Below are 20,342 nucleotides of genomic sequence, written 5' to 3' on the forward strand. Positions count from 1 at the left end.
GTTTCTGAGCCATGGCAAACCCTTACGCCGAATTGTTCCAGGTCCCTGGCGCCCGGGCTTTTGTACTGGCGGGGATGCTGGCGCGCATGCCGGTGTCGATGACGGGGATCGGCTTGATCACCATGCTCTCGCAGGTGCACGGCGGTTACGGACTGGCGGGCTCGGTGGCAGCGGTATTTGCCCTGGCCACGGCGTTTTGCGCGCCGCAGGTATCCAGGCTGGTGGATCGCTACAGCCAAGGGCGGGTGTTGCCGATTGCCGCGTTGATCGGTGGCGGGGCGTTGCTGATGTTGCTGCTGTGCACTCGCTTGCAGGCACCGAACTGGACGTTGTTCCTGTTCGCCGCCCTGGCCGGTTGCATGCCTAACATGTCGGCCATGGTGCGGGCGCGCTGGACCGAGTTGTACCGGGGCCAACCCAAGCTGCAGACTGCGTTTGCCCTGGAGTCGGTGCTGGATGAGGTGTGCTTCATCATCGGCCCGCCGATCTCGGTAGGTTTGTGCGTGGTGCTGTTCCCGGAAGCCGGGCCTCTGGTGGCCGCGTTGTTGCTGGCGGTGGGCGTCACCACCTTTGTGTTGCAGCGCGAGACCGAGCCACCGGTGCACGCGCATCAAGGCCATCACGGCCGCTGGCTGGTCGCGTCGCCTTCGGTGCTGATCCTGATGATCCTGCTGTTGGCCATGGGCGTGATCGTCGGCGTGGTGGATGTGGTCAGCGTCGCCTTTGCCCAGCATCAGGGCCAGCCGGCTGCTGCGAGCATCGTACTGTCGGTCTACGCCATCGGTTCGTGCCTGGCGGGACTGGTGTTCGGCACCCTCAAGCTGAAGGCGCCGCTGCCCCGGCAGTTTCTGTTGTGCGGCATCGCCACGGCGTTGACCACCTTGCCTTTACTGCTGGTGACCAACATTGCGGGGCTGGCGGTGGCGGTCTTTGTCTCCGGGCTGTTCTTTGCCCCCACCCTCATTGTGTCCATGGCCCTGGTGGAACAGGTCGTGCCCGCCAGTCGATTGACCGAGGGCATGACCTGGCTGATCACCGGCCTCAGCATCGGCGTGGCCATCGGCGCGGCCAGCTCCGGGTGGATGATCGACCACTTTGGCGCCACCAGCGGGTTCCGGGTGGCGCTGGCGGCGGGAGTAGTGGTGTTGGGGGCTGCGGTGTTGGGGTATCGGCGCCTGGGGTGATCAGCCGATCGCGGGGCAGGCGTCTGTGCCGTGATGCTGCAGAAACTCGTTCAACGCCTGGCGGGTCAGGTCATTGAGTGTCACCTTTTTACGGGTCGCCGCCAGGTGCATGTCATGGCCGGCTCGGACATTGAAGGAACCTTTGCAAGGTTTCTCTGGTGCATGCCCCAGGGTCTGGCAGGTGGTTTTCCCTTCGTAGCTCACTAGCGCCTTGATGAACAAGACCTTGCCGAACAGGCAGTTGTCTTCGAGGCTGGCTTCGATGGAGCCGATGTAGCCTTTGTGTTTCAGTTGGTTGTTCACTGATGTAACCCCTGATGACACCGTGCCCCGCGCCTGCCATCCCCCCGCTAATTTTTCCCTCTCCGGTTCGTTTTATAGGGACGACGTGCCTTTGTGCTTCCTGCCTATTGCTCCGGACTCCAAGAAATGAATGCTGAAGACTCCTTGAAACTTGCTCGCCGGTTTATCGGGTTGCCCCTGGAAAAGCGCCAATTGTTCCTGCAGGCCTTGCAGAAAGAAGGCGTGGATTTTTCCCGGTTTCCGATTCCGGCAGGGGTGGAGGCGCAGGATCGTCAGGCACTGTCCTACGCGCAGCAGCGCATGTGGTTTCTCTGGCAATTGGACCCGGCCAGCGGCGCCTACAACCTGCCGGGTGCAGTGCGACTCAAAGGGGCGTTGAGCCTCTGCGCGCTGGAGCAGGCGTTCGCCAGCCTGGTCGCGCGCCACGAAACCCTGCGCACAGCGTTCCAGCGCCAGGCAGACGAGCGCCTGTTGCAAGTGCCGGCGGACACGCCGTTGACCGTCGAGCAACTCGACTTTAGCCACTTGGACGCCCCCGCGCGCGAACAGGCCGTCAACAAGGCCGCGACCCGCCAATCGCTGTTGCCCTTCGACCTGGAAAACGGTCCGCTGCTGCGCGTGCAATTGCTCAAGCTCGACGCGCAGGAACACGTGCTGCTGCTGACCCTGCACCACATCGTCTCCGATGGCTGGTCGATGAATGTGCTGATCGACGAGTTCATCCGCTGCTACGACGCCCACGAGCGCAACGAAACCCCGCAACTGCCGGCCTTGCCGATCCAGTACAGCGATTACGCCCTGTGGCAGCGCCGCTGGCTGGAAGCGGGGGAGCAGGCGCGGCAACTGGATTACTGGCAAGCGCGCCTGGGCGATGAGCACCCGGTGCTGGAGCTGCCCACCGACCGCCCGCGTCCGGCGATGCCGAGCTACCAGGGCACACGCCACAATTTCGCGATTGAGCCTGCGCTGGCCATGCAACTGCGCGGCTGCGCGCAAAAACACAACGTCACCCTGTTCATGCTGTTGCTCGGTGCTTTCAACGTGTTGCTGCATCGCTACACCGGGCAGCACGATATCCGCGTCGGCGTGCCGATCGCCAACCGCAACCGCACTGAAGTCGAAGGGTTGATCGGTTTCTTCGTCAACACCCAGGTGCTGCGCACCGAGCTGACCGGGCAAACCCGCATCACCGAGTTGCTGCAAAGCATCAAGGAGCACGCCCTGGGCGCCCAGGCCCATCAGGAGTTGCCGTTCGAGCGCCTGGTGGAAGCCCTCAAGGTCGAGCGCAGCCTGAGCCACACGCCGCTGTTTCAGGTGATGTACAACCACCAGCCGGTGGTGGCCGACATTACCAGTGTCAGCACCGCCTCCGGCCTGGAACTGGCATTGGTGGAGTGGCAAGGCCGCACCACCCAGTTCGACCTGACCCTCGACACCTATGAAAAATCCGGCACCCTGCATGCCGCGTTGACCTACGCCAACGACCTGTTCGACGCGCCAACCATCGAGCGCATGGCCGGGCATTGGCTCAGCCTGTTGCAGGCCATGGTGGCCGACGGTGAGCAGCGCATCGGCGAACTGCCGATGTTGGTCGCGGATGAGCAGCAGGTGCTGGTCCACGCATGGAACCAGACTGCCGAGGCGTACCCGACCGAGCGCGGCATTCATCACCTGATCGAGGACCAGGTCCGCATCACGCCCGATGCACCGGCGCTGGTGTTCGGTGCAACCACGCTGACCTACGCCCAGCTCGACACCCGCGCCAACCAGCTGGCTCACGCCTTGCGCGAGCAAGGCGTCGGCCCTGACACGCTGGTGGGGATCTGCGTCGAGCGCTCCATCGAAATGGTGGTCGGCTTGCTCGCCATTCTCAAGGCCGGCGGCGCCTATGTCCCGCTGGACCCTGAATACCCCCGGGAACGCCTGGCCTACATGATCGACGACAGCGGCATCCAGTTGCTGCTCAGCCAGCGCGACCTGTTGCCATTGCTGCCGACCGAGGGCATCCAGGTGATTGCCCTGGACCAGCCCGCGAGCTGGCTCGACGTTTACAGCCGCCAGTCGCCAAGCGTCGACCTGCAGGCGCTGAACCTGGCCTATGTGATCTACACCTCCGGCTCCACCGGCAAGCCCAAGGGCGCCGGCAACAGCCATCGTGCGCTGGTCAACCGCCTGTGCTGGATGCAACAGGCCTATGGCCTGGACGCCAGCGATGCGGTGCTGCAGAAAACCCCGTTCAGTTTCGACGTGTCGGTGTGGGAGTTCTTCTGGCCGCTGATGACCGGCGCGCGCCTGGTTGTCGCCGCGCCCGGCGAACACCGCGAACCGGCGCGCTTGATCGAGACCATCGGGCAGCACTGCATCACCACCTTGCACTTCGTGCCATCGATGCTCCAGGCATTTATTCATGAGCCGGGGGTGCACGCCTGCAACAGCCTGCGACGCATCGTGTGCAGCGGTGAAGCCTTGCCGCTGGATGCGCAGTTGCAAGTGTTCGCCAAATTGCCACAGGCCAGCCTGTTCAACCTCTACGGCCCGACCGAAGCTGCCATCGACGTGACCCACTGGACCTGCGTCGACGAAGGCGCCGACAGCGTGCCCATCGGTCGACCCATCGCCAACCTCGCTACGTACGTGCTCGATGCCCAGCTCAACCCGGTGCCTGCGGGCGTCAGCGGTGAGCTGTACCTGGGCGGCGCCGGCCTGGCGCGCAGTTACCACCGGCGCCCGGCACTGACTGCCGAGCGTTTTGTGCCGAGCCCGTTCGGTGACGGTGTGCGCCTGTATCGCACCGGCGACCGCGTGCGCCAGCGCGCCGATGGGGTGATCGAATACCTCGGCCGCCTTGATCATCAGGTCAAGCTGCGCGGCCTGCGTATCGAGCTGGGCGAAATCGAGACGCGCCTGATGCAACACCCCTCGGTGCGCGAAGCGGTGGTGCTGGTGCAGGGTGGCAAGCAACTGGTGGCCTACCTGGTGCTGGCCGACGAAACGCCGGTCGACCTCAAGGCCTGGCTGCTCGAAAGCCTCCCGGAATACATGGTGCCGACCCATCTGGTGCCCCTGGCCAAGCTGCCGGTGACCGCCAACGGCAAGCTCGACCGCAAGGCCTTGCCATTGCCGGATGCTGCGCCCCAGCAGGCTTATGTCGCCCCGGAAAGCGAGGTGCAAAAAGCCCTCGCGGCAATCTGGAGCGATGTGCTCGGCGTGGAGCATGTCGGCCTGGAAGACAACTTCTTCGAACTGGGTGGCGATTCGATCATCTCCATCCAGGTGGTCAGCCGTGCGCGCCAGGCGGGCATTCGCCTGAGCCCGCGGGACCTGTTCCAGTACCAGAGCGTGCGCAGCCTGGCGCGGGTGGCGACCTTCGAACAGGCGACGCTCGTCGACCAGGGGCCGGTCACCGGGGATGTGCTCCTCACACCGGTGCAACACAGCTTTTTCGAACAGGCGATCCCGGCACGCCAGCACTGGAACCAGTCGTTGCTGCTGACTCCGCGTGAGGCGCTGGAGCCCATGCGCCTTGAGGCCGCCTTGACTCGCTTGATCAACCACCACGATGTCCTGCGTCTGCGTTTTGTGCAGCAGGCGGATGGTTGGCGGCAGGCTCATGCCGAGCCGGTTGCCAACGCTTCGTTGTGGCAGGCCCAGGTCGCCGGCGAGGCTGAGTTGGCCGCATTGTGCGATGAAGCTCAACGCAGCCTTGATCTTGAACAGGGTCCGCTGCTGCGCGCCGTCCTGGCGATCATGGCCGACGGCACCCAACGCCTGTTGCTGGTGGTGCATCACCTGGCAGTGGACGGCGTATCGTGGCGCATCCTGCTCGAAGACCTGCAGCAGGCCTATCGCAACGCCGCGCTGCCGGCCAAGACCAGCGCCTACCAGCAGTGGGCGCAGCAGTTACAGGCCCACGCGCAGACGCTGGACGAGCAACTGCCGTACTGGCAGGCCCAAACCGCGAGCGCCGATCTGCCTTGCGATAACCCCCTGGGCGGCCTGCAAAACCGCCTGGGCACCACACTCGAAATCCGCCTCAGCGCCGAACACACCCGTCAACTGCTGCAAGACGCCCCGGCGACCTATCGCACCCAGGTTAACGAACTGCTGCTGACCGCCTTGGCGCGCGTCATCAGCCGCTGGAGCGAGCAGCCCGCCGCGCTGATCCAAATGGAAGGCCATGGTCGCGAAGACCTGTTCGACACGCTCGACCTGAGCCGCACCGTGGGCTGGTTCACCAGCCTGTTCCCGGTGCGCCTGCAGGCCGGCGGCGAGCTGTCGGCGGCGATCAAGTCGGTGAAGGAGCAACTGCGTGCGGTGCCGCATAAAGGTATCGGCTATGGCCTGCTGCGTTACCTCGGCGCAGCTGGTGCGCGTGAAGCCTTGTCAAAACAGGCTGTGCCGCGCATCACCTTCAACTACCTGGGGCAGTTCGATCGCCAGTTCAACGAGGCAGCGCTGTTCGTTCCGGCTGACCAGGGCAGTGGTCAGGCCCAGGACCCCGAGGCACCGCTGGTCAACTGGCTGACGGTGGAAGGGCAGGTGTACGGCGGTGAATTGGCCCTGCGGTGGGGGTTCAGTCGTGAGATGTACAAGGCCGAGACCATTCAGGGGCTGGTGGACGATTACCGGCGTGAGCTGCTGGCGCTGATCGCACATTGCGTGGACCCGCAACACGGTGCGTTCACCCCGGCCGATGTGACCCTGGCGCAGCTGAACCAAGAACAGCTGGATGGTCTGGCACTCCCATCGCGAGAGGTACAGGACCTGTATCCGCTGTCGCCGATGCAACAGGGCATGCTATTCCACAGCCTTTACCAGCAGGGCCGGGACGATATCTACGTCAGTCAGTTGCGCGCTGACATCCACGGCCTCGACGTACCTCGGTTCCAGCTCGCCTGGAAGCAGGTGCTGGCGCGACATGACATGCTGCGCACCGGGTTTGTCTGGCAACAGGACCTGGCGCAGCCGTTACAAGCGGTGTATCGCGCAGCGTGCTTGCCGTTCGCTGAATACGACTGGCAGGCACGGCCGGATAAGGAGGCCGCGCTGGACGCGTTGAGCGAGTCGACGCGGGCGCAAGGTTTTGTACTGGAGCAGCCACCGCTGCTGAGTCTGAAACTGGTGCGCACCGATACCGATCGCTTTCATCTGATCTACACCAATCATCATATTCTTCTGGATGGCTGGAGCCGTGCGCAATTATTCGGCGAGGTCTTGCAGTGCTACGCCGGCCGACCACTTCCGGCGCTGCAAGGGCATTACCGTGACTATATCGGTTGGTTGCAGGCTCAGGACCCGGCTGCCAGCGAAGCCTTCTGGAAGGACCAGTTGACTGCGTTGCAGCAACCAACGCGCCTGGCGCGGGGCGCTGCGTCTGATCCGTCGTCCGCCAAAGGCAGGCACACACTGGCCCTGAGCATCGCACAAACTACCCAACTCAAGGCTTTTGCCCAGACCCAAAAAGTCACCCTGAACACCCTTGTGCAGGCCGCCTGGTTGTTGTTGCTGCAACGCCAGACCGGCCAGGACACCGTAGTGTTTGGCGCCACGGTGTCCGGTCGGCCAGCAGGGTTAACGGGGGTGGAGCAGCAGGTCGGCCTGTTTATCAACACCTTGCCGGTTATCGCCAACCCGAGTCCGATGTTGTGGGTAGGGGAATGGTTGCAGCAACTGCAGACACTGAATCTCAGCCTGCGTGAACACGAACATACGCCGTTGTTCGATATCCAGCGCTGGGCGGGTACGAGCGGCGCGGCGTTGTTCGACACGCTGCTGGTGTTTGAAAACTATCCGGTGTCCGCAGCGTTGGCCGAAGGCGCCCCGGCTGGACTGACCTTCAGCGGTGTGCAGAACGTCGAGCAGACCCACTATCCGCTGACGGTGCTGCTAGGCGCCGGGGCAGCTCTGGAGTTCGAGTTCAGCTTTGATGTGCAGGCGTTCGGCGACGCCGAGATTCAGCAGTTGGCCGAGTCTTTCCAGCACCTGCTCAACAGCTTGGCCAGTTCCACGCCTCGGCGTGTGGGCGAGTTGCCGTCGCTGACGGGCGCTGTGCGCCGACAGGTGGTGGAGGAGTGGAACACCACTGCACGTGACTACCCACGGCAGCGTTGCGTGCATCAATTGATCGAGGAACAGGTTGCACGCACGCCCGAGGCAACGGCGTTGCGCTTCAACGACATCACCCTGAGTTATGCCGAATTGAACCACCGCGCCAACCGCCTGGCCCATCGACTGATCGAAGCCGGGGTCGGTCCGGACGTGCTGGTGGGCCTGGCGGTAGAACGTTCCATCGAAATGGTGGTGGGCTTGCTCGCGGTGCTCAAGGCCGGTGGTGCCTATGTACCGCTGGATCCGGAATACCCGCGTGAGCGGCTGGCCTACATGCTGGAAGACAGCGGCGTGAAGCTGCTGCTGACCCAGGCGCATTTGCGTAAACAGTTGCCGATCCCTCAAGGGCTGGAAACCCTTGTGCTGGGTGAGTCGGCCTTTGAAGCCTACAGCGACGCCAACCCAGGCATCGCGCTGGACGGCGAAAACCTTGCCTACGTGATCTACACCTCGGGCTCCACCGGCCAGCCCAAAGGCGCCGGCAACCGGCATTCAGCACTGGCCAACCGTCTGCACTGGATGCAGGAAGCCTATGGCCTGGACGTCAGCGATACGGTGCTGCAAAAGACTCCGTTCAGCTTCGACGTATCGGTGTGGGAATTCTTCTGGCCGCTGATGACCGGCGCGCGCCTGGTGGTGGCAGCGCCGGGGGATCACCGCGATCCGGCCAGGCTGATCAACCTGATCAATCAAGAGCAGGTCACCACGCTGCACTTTGTGCCGTCGATGTTGCAGGCGTTCCTTCAGGATCCTGATGTGTCCACCTGCCAAAGCCTGCAACGCATCGTTTGCAGCGGCGAGGCGTTGCCGGTGGATGCCCTGCAGCAAGTCTTCGCCAAGTTGCCCCAAGCCGGGCTCTTCAACCTGTACGGTCCGACCGAAGCGGCTATCGACGTGACCCATTGGACTTGCGTCGATGAAGGTCGCGATGCAGTGCCGATTGGCCGCCCGATTGCCAACCTGGGTTGCTACATCCTCGACAGCAACTTCGAACCAGTGCCGGTCGGTGTGCTCGGCGAGCTGTACCTGGGCGGTATCGGCCTGGCCCGTGGGTATCACCGCCGTCCGGCACTTACCGCCGAACGTTTTGTCGCTCATCCGTTCATCAAGGGCGAGCGCTTGTACCGCACCGGCGACCTGGCGCGCTACCGCGATGACGGCGTGATCGAATACGCCGGGCGCATCGACCATCAGGTCAAGTTGCGCGGCCTGCGTATTGAACTGGGTGAAATCGAAGCGCGCCTGCTGGAACACGAGTGGGTCCGCGAAACCGCCGTGCTGGCGGTGGACGGTAAATACCTGGTGGGCTACCTGGTGCTGCAAGACGCCGGCGACGATTGGCGCGATGTGCTGAGCGCCCATCTGGCACAACAGCTGCCGGACTACATGGTCCCGGCCCAGTGGATGCTGTTGGAACAGATGCCCCTGAGCCCCAATGGCAAGCTGGACCGCAAGGCCCTGCCAAAGCCCGAGACAGTGGGTGGGGAGTTCGTCGCGCCACAGACCGAGCGGGAGCAACAGGTCGCTGCGATCTGGGCCGAAGTACTCGGTGTCGAACGAGTCGGCCTCAATGACCACTTCTTCGAACGTGGCGGGCATTCGCTGATGGCTACCCAAGCCGTTTCGCGCATCCGTCATGGCCTGGGCCTTGATGTGGGCTTGAAAGCCCTGTTCGACCAGCCAGTGCTGAGCCATTTTGTCCGCTGCCTGACCCAGGCACACGTTGAAAACAGCCGCATCGAACGCGTCGAACGTAAGCAGCCGCTGGGACTGTCCTATGCACAGGAACGCCAATGGTTCCTTTGGCAACTGGACCCCCGCAGTGCGGCCTACCATGTACCCCGCGCGTTGCGCCTGAAAGGTCAGCTCGACCGTGGCGCCTTGCAGCGCGCCTTCGATGCGCTGGTGGTGCGCCACGAAAGCTTGCGTACCCACTTGCAGCAAGATGCCGGCCGCACCGTGCAAGTGATCAGCCCGCCGACAAGCATCGAGCTCGCCTTGGTGGACACCCATGAAGCGAGTCTGAAAGCCCAGGTAGAAGCGTGCATCACCCAGCCGTTCGACCTGCGCCAGGGCCCGCTTGTGCGTGTCAGCCTGTTGCGTCTGGCGCCAGATGACTATGTGTTGGTACTGGTGCAGCACCACATTATTTCCGATGGCTGGTCGATGCAGGTGATGGTCGATGAACTAGTCCAGTTCTATGCCGCCTACAGCCGGGGCGAAGGTCTGCAACTGCCGGCGCTGCCGATCCAGTACGTCGATTACGCACTGTGGCAGCGCAGCTGGATGGAAGCTGGCGAGAAAACCCGCCAACTCGATTACTGGCGTGAAGTGCTGGGTGGCGAGCAACCGGTGCTGGAGCTGCCATTCGACCATCAGCGCCCGGCAGTGCCGACCCACCGTGGCGCGCGCCTGAATATCGCGCTGCCGTCCCCGCTTATCGACAGCCTCAAGGCCTTGGCCCAGCGCGAAGGTGTGACCCTGTTCATGCTGTTGCTGGCCTCCTACCAGGCATTGTTGCATCGCTACAGCGGTCAGCAGGACATCCGCGTGGGCGTGCCAATTGCCAACCGTAACCGCGTAGAGACCGAACGACTCATCGGCTTTTTCGTCAACACCCAGGTACTCAAGGCCGACATCGACGGACAGACCACCGTCAGCCAACTCCTGGTCCAGGTCAAACAGCGTGCGCTGCAAGCCCAGGCCCATCAGGACCTGCCGTTCGAGCAACTGGTCGAGGCCCTGCAACCTGAGCGCAGCCTGAGCTTGAGCCCATTGTTCCAGGTGGCGTTCAACCACCATATCAGCCTGTCCGGCCAGCATTTGCAGCGCCTTGCACAGCTGGACATAAGCCCGGTGAGCTGGGATGAAACGGCCGCGCATTTCGACCTGACCCTGGATATCGAGGAGTCCCGGAACCAACTGGGTGCGTCGTTCAGTTATGCCACTGACCTGTTCGAAGCGTCGACCATCGAACGCATGGCCTGCCATTGGCAGAACCTGTTGCAGGCGATGGTCGCCGATCAACAGCAGCCCATCAGCCAACTCAACTTGCTGGGTGAGGATGAACAACAACACATCCTTCGGCTGTGGAACCAGACCGACGCCGGCTTTTCGGCCGAGCGCCTGGTTCACGAACGGGTTGCTGACCGCGCCCGGGAAAACCCGGATGCAATAGCCGTGAAGTTCGACACGCAAACCCTGAGTTACGGTGAATTGAATCGCCAGGCCAACCGTTTGGCCCATGCGCTGATCGCCCGTGGCGTCGGCCCGGAAGTGCGGGTGGCGATTGCCATGTCGCGCAGTGCCGAAATCATGGTGGCGTTCCTGGCGGTGATGAAGGCCGGTGGCGTCTACGTGCCGCTGGATATCGAATACCCGCGTGATCGCCTGCTGTACATGATGCAGGACAGCCGTGCGAAGTTGCTGCTGAGCCACAGCAGTGCCTTGCAGCAACTGCCGATTCCAGATGGCCTGGACAGCCTGGCGATTGATCGCACCGAGGAATGGTCCGGTTACAGCGACACGGCGCCTGATGTGAAACTGGACGGCGACAACCTCGCCTATGTGATCTATACATCCGGTTCCACGGGTCTGCCCAAGGGCGTGGCGGTATCTCACGGTCCACTGGTAGCCCATATCATCGCCACCGGCGAGCGTTATGAAACCTCGCCCGCCGACTGCGAACTGCACTTCATGTCGTTCGCCTTCGACGGCTCCCACGAAGGCTGGATGCACCCGCTGATCAACGGCGCCAGTGTGTTGATCCGCGATGACAGCCTGTGGCTGCCGGAATACACCTACCAGCAAATGCATCGCCACAACGTGACCATGGCGGTGTTCCCGCCGGTGTACCTGCAACAGTTGGCCGAGCATGCCGAGCGTGACGGCAACCCGCCGAAGGTGCGGGTGTATTGCTTCGGCGGTGATGCAGTAGCGCAAGCCAGCTACGACCTGGCCTGGCGCGCACTCAAGCCGACCTATCTGTTCAACGGCTACGGCCCGACCGAAACCGTGGTCACGCCACTGCTGTGGAAAGCCCGCAAGGGCGATCCATGCGGCGCGGTCTACGCCCCCATCGGCACACTGTTGGGTAATCGCAGCGGCTACGTGCTGGATGCGCAACTCAACCTGCAACCCATCGGTGTGGCCGGTGAGCTGTATCTGGGCGGGGAGGGCGTGGCCCGTGGGTATCTGGAGCGCCCGGCGCTGACTGCCGAACGCTTTGTGCCGGACCCGTTCGGCAAGCCCGGCAGCCGTGTGTATCGCAGTGGTGACCTGACCCGTGGCCGCCCGGATGGTGTGGTGGACTACCTGGGGCGTGTCGACCATCAGGTGAAAATCCGTGGTTTCCGCATTGAGCTGGGCGAAATCGAAGCGCGTCTGCGTGAGCAGGACAACGTCGGTGAAACCGTGGTGGTCGCCCAGGAAGGCCCGACCGGCAAGCAGTTGGTGGCTTACGTAGTGCCCGCAGACGGCAGCCTGATCAACGAAACCGAGTTGCGCGACACCCTGCGCCGCGCCCTGAAAACCCGTCTGCCGGACTACATGGTGCCGACGCATTTCATGTTCCTGGCGCAAATGCCGCTGACCCCCAATGGCAAGCTCGACCGCAAGGGCCTGCCCGAGCCGGATGCGAGCCTGCTGCAACAGGCCTATGTGGCTCCCGAAACCGAGCTGGAACAACAGATCGCCGCGATCTGGGCCGATGTCCTGCGTCTGCCGCAAGTGGGTCTGAACGACAACTTCTTTGAAGTGGGCGGCCATTCCCTGCTGGCGATCCAGATCACCTCGCGGGTCCAGGCCGAACTGGGCCTGGAAGTGCCGCTGGTGGAAGTGTTCCAGACCGAAACGCTGCGTGCCTACGTGCAGGCCGCCGCCACCTTCCGCGCCGGCAGCGCGCAAGACTTTGATGATCTTCGTGACTTTTTGAGCGAACTAGAGGCGATTTGACCCATGCTTTCCAACCCTAATATCGATCTGGTTTCGCGCTTTCTTCGTCTGCCTCTGGAACAGCGTCAGCAGTTTTACCAGCGCCTGCAAAGCCGGGGCATGAGCTTCGCCCAGCTACCGATTGCGTCGATCCGCGAGGACGGCCAACACCTGCCGCTGTCCTACGCCCAGGAACGCCAGTGGTTTCTCTGGCAGTTGGACCCGGACAGCGACGCCTATCACGTCCCCGGCGCCCTGCGCCTGAGCGGCCGGCTGGACAAGGCCGCCCTGCAACGCAGTTTCGACACGCTGGTGGCCCGCCACGCGAGCCTGCGCACGCGCCTGCACCTGGACGGTGAGCAGCGTGCCCAGGAAGTGCTGGAGCACGGGGTGATCGAGATCGCCGAGCATGCCGTCGACGAAACACAGCTCAAGGCATGGGTCGAGGCCGAGATTGCCCGTCCGTTCGATCTGCAGCACGGCCCGTTGCTGCGGGTCAGCTTGCTCGCCGTGAGTGAAGAGGAGCACGTGCTGGTGCTGGTGCAGCACCATATCGTCTCCGATGGCTGGTCGATGGGCGTGATGGTGCAGGAGCTGATGCAGCTCTATGCCGCCTACAGCCAAGGCCAGGACTGCGCGTTGGCGCCGTTGCCGATCCAGTACGCCGACTATGCCCTGTGGCAGCGCAGTTGGATGGAAGCGGGGGAGAAGGCCCGGCAACTGGAATACTGGCGCGAGCTGCTCAGCGGCACGCAACCGGTACTGGAGTTGCCGTTCGACCAGCCGCGTCCGGCGCAACAGAGCTTCCGCGGGGCGCGCCAGGACATCGCGCTGGAACCAGCGCTGGTTGCCGGGTTGAAGGCGCTGGCCCAGCGGGAAGGCGTGACGATGTTCATGCTGCTGCTGGCCTCATTCCAGGCCTTTTTGTTCCGCTACAGCGGCCAGCCGGATATTCGTGTCGGTGTGCCGATCGCCAACCGCAACCGCGTCGAGACCGAATCGCTGATCGGCTTTTTCGTCAACACCCAGGTGCTCAAGGCCGACCTGGATGGGCAGATGAGCTTTGCCCAATTGCTGCAACACACCAAGCGCCGCGCGCTGGAAGCCCAGGCCCATCAGGACTTGCCCTTCGAACAGCTGGTAGAAGCGCTGCAACCGGAGCGCAGCCTGAGCCATAACCCGTTGTTCCAGGTGATGTTCAACCACCAGGCCCATTCTCCGGCCGTGGCACGGCAGCTACCCGGGCTGCGCGTGGCCAACCTGGACTGGGACAGCCACAGTGCCCAGTTCGACCTGAGCCTGGACACCCAGGAAAGCGGCGACGGGATCTGGGCGTCCCTGACCTACGCCACCGACCTGTTCAGTGCCGCCACCGTGGCGCGCATGGCCGAGCACTGGCTGAGCCTGCTGCGTGCCGCCGTGGCAAACCCCGCGTTGCCATTGCAGGACCTGGCGACCCTCGACAGCCGGGAGCGCGAACAGATCCTCGTCGAGTGGAACGCCACCGCGCGCGACTACCCACGGCAGCGTTGCGTGCATCAATTGATCGAGGAACAGGTTGCACGCACGCCCGAGGCAACGGCGTTGCGCTTCAACGACATCACCCTGAGTTATGCCGAATTGAACCACCGCGCCAACCGCCTGGCCCATCGCCTGATCGAAGCCGGGGTCGGTCCGGACGTGCTGGTGGGCCTGGCGCTAGAACGCTCCATTGAAATGGTGGTGGGCTTGCTCGCGGTGCTCAAGGCCGGTGGTGCCTATGTACCGCTGGATCCGGAATACCCGCGTGAGCGGCTGGCCTACATGCTGGAAGACAGCGGCGTGAAACTGCTGCTGACCCAGGCACATATCCGTGAACAGTTGCCGATTCCCCAGGGGCTGGAAACCCTTGTGCTGGGTGAGTCGGCCTTTGAAGCCTACAGCGACGCCAACCCAGGCATCGCGCTGGACGGCGAAAACCTTGCCTACGTGATCTACACCTCGGGCTCCACCGGCCAGCCCAAAGGCGCCGGCAACCGGCATTCAGCACTGGCCAACCGTCTGCACTGGATGCAGGAAGCCTATGGCCTGGACGTCAGCGATACGGTGCTGCAAAAGACCCCGTTCAGCTTCGACGTGTCGGTGTGGGAATTCTTCTGGCCGCTGATGACCGGTGCGCGCCTGGTGGTGGCAGCGCCGGGGGATCACCGCGATCCGGCCAGGCTGATCAACCTGATCAATCAAGAGCAGGTCACCACGCTGCACTTTGTGCCGTCGATGTTGCAGGCGTTCCTGCAAGACCCGACAGTCGCGACCTGCCACACCTTGCATCGCATTGTGTGCAGCGGTGAAGCCTTGCCGGTGGATGCGCAGCAGCAAGTGTTCGCCAAACTGCCGCAGGCCGGGCTCTACAATCTGTACGGCCCGACCGAAGCGGCCATCGACGTGACCCATTGGACTTGCGTCGATGAAGGCCGCGATGCAGTGCCGATTGGCCGCCCGATTGCCAACCTGGGTTGCTACATCCTCGACAGCAACTTCGAACCAGTGCCGGTCGGTGTGCTCGGCGAGCTGTACCTGGGCGGTATCGGCCTGGCCCGTGGGTATCACCGCCGTCCGGCACTTACCGCTGAACGTTTTGTCGCTCATCCGTTCATCAAGGGCGAGCGCTTGTACCGCACCGGCGACCTGGCGCGCTACCGCGAAGACGGCGTGATCGAATACGCCGGGCGCATCGACCACCAAGTCAAACTGCGCGGCCTGCGCATCGAACTGGGCGAAATCGAAGCGCGCCTACTGGAACACGACTGGGTCCGCGAAACCGCCGTGCTGGCGGTGGACGGTAAATACCTGGTGGGTTACCTGGTGCTACAAGACGCCGGCGACGATTGGCGCGATGTGCTGAGCGCCCATCTGGCACAACAGCTGCCGGACTACATGATCCCGGCCCAATGGGTGCTGTTGGAACAGCTGCCGCTGAGCCCCAATGGCAAGCTGGATCGCAAGGCCCTGCCCAAGCCCGAAGCCACCCAGCACTACGAAGCGCCGCAGAGTGCGCTGGAGCAGCAGATCGCAGCGATCTGGGCCGAGGTGCTCGGCGTCGAGCAAGTCGGCTTGAACGACAATTTCTTTGAGCGCGGTGGTGACTCGATCATCTCCATCCAGGTGGTCAGCCGTGCCCGTGCCGCCGGTATCCATTTCACCGCCAAGGCGCTGTTCCAGCACCAGACGGTGCGCAGCCTGGCTCGCGTGGCGCAATTGCAGACCGCGCAGCTGATCGACCAGGGCCCGGTGCAGGGCACGACGCCGTTGTTGCCGTTCCAGCAACTGTTCTTCGAGATGGACTTGCCGGACCGCCATCACTGGAACCAGTCCTTGCTGCTGACGCCGCGCCAGCCGCTGCTTGCCGGCCCACTGGAGACGGCGTTGCAGGCACTCACCCAGCACCACGATGTGCTGCGTCTGAGCTTCACCCCGCAGGCTGAAGGCTGGACCGCACGCCACGACGCGCCCGCTGCCACCCTGCTATGGCAGGCCAGCGTGCAGGACGTCGCCGAACTGCAAGCTCTGTGCGAGCGCGCCCAGCGCAGCCTCGACCTGCAACAAGGCCAACTGCTGCGTGCAGTACTGGCCGAGATGGCCGACGGTTCCCAGCGCCTGTTGCTGGTCATGCACCATCTGGTGGTGGACGGCGTGTCCTGGCGCGTATTCCTTGAAGATCTGCAAAGCCTTTATCGTCAACAGCGCTTGCCGGCCAAGACTTCGTCGTTCAAAGCCTGGGCCGAGCGTTTGCAGGCCCATGCCCGCAGCGAAGCGGTCGAGCCGGAAAAAGCCTTCTGGCTGCAGCAGCTCCAAGGCGTGTCGACCGACTTGCCCTGTCGCGATCCCCAGGGCGCACGTCCCGGGCGCCTGGCCCAGACCGTGGTCAGCCAACTGGATGCCGAGCGCACCCGGCAACTGCTGCAACAGGCGCCCACGGCCTATCGCACGCAAATCAACGACCTGCTGCTGACCGCCCTGGCACGGGTCATCTGCCAATGGACTGGGCAGTCCTCGAGTCTGATCCAACTGGAGGGCCATGGCCGCGAAGACCTGTTCGACGACATCGACCTGACCCGCACCCTGGGCTGGTTCACCAGCCTGTTCCCGGTGCGCCTGACCCCGGCCGATTCCCTGGCCACCTCGATCAAACAGATCAAGGAACAACTGCGCGCCGTGCCGGACAAGGGCCTGGGCTTCGGTGCGCTGCGCTACCTGGGCGACGACGCCACGCGCCAGGCGTTCAGCCAGTTGCCGCTGCCGCGCATCACCTTCAACTATCTGGGGCAGATCGACGGCAGTTTTGACCAGCCGGACGCTTTGTTCGTACCAGCGGGGGAAAGCGCCGGTGCCGAGCAGAGCCCGGAGGCGCCGCTGGGCAACTGGTTGACCTTGAACGGCCAGGTGTACGGCGGCGAACTGCACATGGGCTGGACTTTCAGCCCGTTGATGTTCGACCCGGCGCAGATCGAAGTCTTGAGCCAGGCCTTTACCCGTGAACTGACCGCGTTGGTCGAGCATTGCTGCACGCCTGGCAACCACGGCGTGACCGCCTCTGACTTCCCGTTGTCGCGCCTCACCCAGCCGCAGCTGGAATCCCTGCCGCTGGCCGCCGATGCCATCGAAGACATCTACACCCTGTCGCCCATGCAGCAGGGCATGCTGTTCCACACCCTCTACGAGCAAGCAGCCGGCGACTACATCAACCAGATCCGCGTGACCGCCGAGGGCCTGGACGTGGCGCGGTTCCAGCAGGCCTGGGACGCCACGGTGCAAGCCCATGACGTGTTGCGCAGCGGCTTCTTCTGGGAAGGCCAGCTGGAATGGCCGTGCCAGGTGGTGTACCGCGAAGCCCGGCTACCTATAGAACACCTTGACTGGCGCGCCATGCCGGAGCGCGAACTGGAATTGCAGAACCTGCAGCAGGCCCAGCGCCGCCAGGGCTTTGACCTGGCCAACGCGCCGCTGGTGCGCCTGGTGCTGGTACGCACCGACGAGCAACGCCATGAGCTGATCTACACGAACCATCACATCCTGATGGACGGCTGGAGCAATTCGCGCCTGTTCGGTGAAGTACTGCAACGCTACGCCGGCGTGGCGGTGCCGCCAGAAGCAGGGCGCTATCGCGACTACATCGGCTGGTTGCAGCAGCGTGATGCCGTTGTGACCGAAACCTTCTGGCGCGAACAGTTGAGTGCATTGCAAGCCCCTACGCGCCTGGGCAGCAGCCAGCCGCTGGCGGCGGACGGACACGGCGAGCACCAACTGAGCCTGGATTGCGCTCAGACTGAACGTCTCGAGGCCTTTGCACGCCACAACAAAGTGACGCTCAACACGCTTATCCAGGCCGCATGGCTGATCCTGTTGCAGCGCCATAGCGGGCAGTCGGTGGTGGCTTTCGGCGCCACGGTGGCCGGGCGCCCGGCGGAGCTTGTGGGGGTGGAGCAGCAGATCGGGCTGTTCATCAACACCTTGCCGGTGATCAGCGCTGTGGACGACCAGCAGAGCGTGGCGGCCTGGTTGCAGGCGGTACAGGACCGCAACCTGGCCCTGCGCGAGCATGAGCACACCGGGCTGTACGACATTCAGCGTTGGGCCGGGCAGGGCGGTGAAGCCCTGTTCGACAATATCCTGGTGTTCGAGAACTACCCGGTGTCCAAAGCCCTGGAACAGAGCGGCGGCAGCGGTATCCGTTTTGGCCAGCCGGACGCCCGTGAACAGACCAACTTCCCGCTGACGGTGCTGGTGGACGTCGGTGATGCGTTGTCGGTGCAGTTCAGCTTTGCGCGTGCGCATTTCGATGCAAGCACGGTGCGCACCTATGGGCGTCACCTGGTCAATCTGCTGCAAGCCATGCTTGAGGGCGGTCAGCAACGTCTGGGCGACCTGGCGATGCTCGATACGGCTGAACGTCAGCAGGTGCTTCAGGATTGGAACGCCACGGTGCGGGATTACCCATTGCAGCAGGGCGTGCATCAGCTGATCGAAGAGCAGGTGGCGCGCACGCCGGATGCCGCGGCGCTGGTGTTTGCCGGACAGCGCTTGAGCTATGCCGAGCTGAATTGTCGCGCCAACCGCCTGGCCCATCGACTGATCGAAGCCGGGGTAGGCCCGGACGTGCTGGTGGGCCTGGCGGTAGAACGTTCCATCGAAATGGTGGTGGGCCTGCTCGCGGTGCTCAAGGCCGGTGGTGCCTATGTACCGCTGGACCCGGAATACCCGCGTGAGCGGCTGGCCTACATGCTGGAAGACAGCGGCGTGAAACTGCTGCTGACCCAGGCACATATCCGTGAACAGTTGCCGATTCCCCAGGGGCTGGAAACCCTGGTGCTGGGCGAGTCTGCATTCGCGACCTACAGTGACGCCAACCCAGGCATCGCGCTGGACGGCGAAAACCTTGCCTACGTGATCTTCACCTCGGGCTCCACCGGCCAGCCCAAAGGCGCCGGCAACCGGCATTCAGCACTGGCCAACCGTCTGCACTGGATGCAGGAAGCCTATGGCCTGGACGTCAGCGATACGGTGCTGCAAAAGACTCCGTTCAGCTTCGACGTGTCGGTGTGGGAATTCTTCTGGCCGCTGATGACCGGTGCGCGCCTGGTGGTGGCAGCGCCGGGTGATCATCGGGATCCAGCCAAGTTGATCGACCTGATCAATAAACAACATGTCACCACGCTGCACTTCGTGCCGTCGATGTTGCAGGCGTTCCTTCAGGACCCGGCGGTGTCCACCTGCCAAAGCCTGCAACGCATCGTGTGCAGCGGTGAAGCCTTGCCGGTGGATGCGCAGCAGCAAGTGTTCGCCAAACTGCCGCAGGCCGGGCTCTACAACCTGTACGGCCCGACCGAAGCGGCCATCGACGTGACCCACTGGACTTGCGTCGATGAAGGCCGCGATGCAGTGCCGATTGGCCGCCCGATTGCCAACCTGGGTTGCTACATTCTCGACAGCAACTTCGAGCCGGTGCCGGTCGGTGTGCTCGGCGAGCTGTACCTGGGCGGTATCGGCCTGGCCCGTGGGTATCACCGCCGTCCGGCACTTACCGCTGAACGTTTTATCGCCCATCCATTCAGCAAGGGTGAACGCCTGTACCGCACCGGCGACCTGGCGCGCTACCGCGATGACGGCGTGATCGAATACGCCGGGCGCATCGACCACCAAGTCAAACTGCGCGGCCTGCGCATCGAACTGGGCGAAATCGAAGCGCGCCTACTGGAACACGACTGGGTCCGCGAAACCGCCGTGCTGGCGGTGGACGGTAAATACCTGGTGGGTTACCTGGTGCTGCAAGACGCCGGCGACGATTGGCGCGATGTGCTGAGCGCTCACCTGGCGCAACAGCTGCCGGACTACATGGTCCCGGCCCAATGGGTGCTGCTGGAACACCTGCCGCTGAGCCCCAATGGCAAGCTGGACCGCAAGGCGCTGCCGAAGGTCGACGCCAATCTGCAAGCCCGTGAATACGTGGCTCCGCACAGCGAGCTGGAACAACAGATCGCCGCGACCTGGGCCGAAGTGCTGGACGTTGACCGGGTGGGCCTGCACGACAACTTCTTTGAGCTGGGGGGGCATTCGCTGCTGGCCACCCAGGTGGTGGTGCGCCTGCGTGAGCAATTGCACGCCGAATTTGACGTGAAATCGATTTTCACCACCCCGACACTGGCCGATTTCACTGCTTATGTGGCGGCCCAACAGACAAATAATTCACCGGTGCAGGACGCATTGGCTAAATCCTTGGAGGCCCTCAAACGTCTATCAGCAGAAGATTTGGATAAATTGATTTCCTGAGGGGCGTGG

At 63.5% G+C, this 20,342-nt stretch carries 4 protein-coding genes; 3 read left to right on the plus strand and 1 reads right to left on the minus strand.

What is annotated here, in order from left to right:
* The first annotated feature begins 11 nt into the window (after positions 1 to 11).
* Positions 12 to 1,184, plus strand: a complete 1,173-nt coding sequence (locus LUU92_RS11855; protein WP_257103665.1) for an MFS transporter — start codon at positions 12 to 14, stop codon at positions 1,182 to 1,184.
* Here LUU92_RS11855 and LUU92_RS11860 read toward each other — a convergent pair whose 3' ends face one another.
* Positions 1,185 to 1,487, minus strand: a complete 303-nt coding sequence (locus tag LUU92_RS11860) for a type II toxin-antitoxin system HicB family antitoxin (protein ID WP_257103666.1) — start codon at positions 1,485 to 1,487, stop codon at positions 1,185 to 1,187. It abuts the gene before it with no gap.
* 126 nt (positions 1,488 to 1,613) lie between these two features.
* Here LUU92_RS11860 and LUU92_RS11865 point away from each other — a divergent pair, with 126 nt between their 5' ends.
* Complete coding sequence (locus LUU92_RS11865; RefSeq protein WP_257103667.1) at positions 1,614 to 12,548, plus strand: non-ribosomal peptide synthase/polyketide synthase; 10,935 nt, start codon at positions 1,614 to 1,616, stop codon at positions 12,546 to 12,548.
* A 3-nt stretch (positions 12,549 to 12,551) separates the two neighbouring features.
* Positions 12,552 to 20,333 carry a non-ribosomal peptide synthetase gene (locus LUU92_RS29345; protein ID WP_306459261.1) on the plus strand — a complete coding sequence of 2,594 codons (7,782 nt, stop codon included), beginning with the start codon at positions 12,552 to 12,554 and terminating at the stop codon, positions 20,331 to 20,333.
* Positions 20,334 to 20,342 lie beyond the last annotated feature (9 nt).

This window comes from Pseudomonas extremorientalis (genome assembly GCF_024584605.1).
Classification (GTDB): domain Bacteria; phylum Pseudomonadota; class Gammaproteobacteria; order Pseudomonadales; family Pseudomonadaceae; genus Aquipseudomonas; species Aquipseudomonas extremorientalis.

Bases quoted from the DNA above. Each gene is read 5' to 3' on its own strand.
- LUU92_RS11855 (WP_257103665.1), top strand. From the start codon at position 12: ATGGCAAACCCTTACGCCGAATTGTTCCAGGTCCCTGGCGCCCGGGCT.
- LUU92_RS11865 (WP_257103667.1), top strand. From the start codon at position 1,614: ATGAATGCTGAAGACTCCTTGAAACTTGCTCGCCGGTTTATCGGGTTG.
- LUU92_RS29345 (WP_306459261.1), top strand. From the start codon at position 12,552: ATGCTTTCCAACCCTAATATCGATCTGGTTTCGCGCTTTCTTCGTCTG.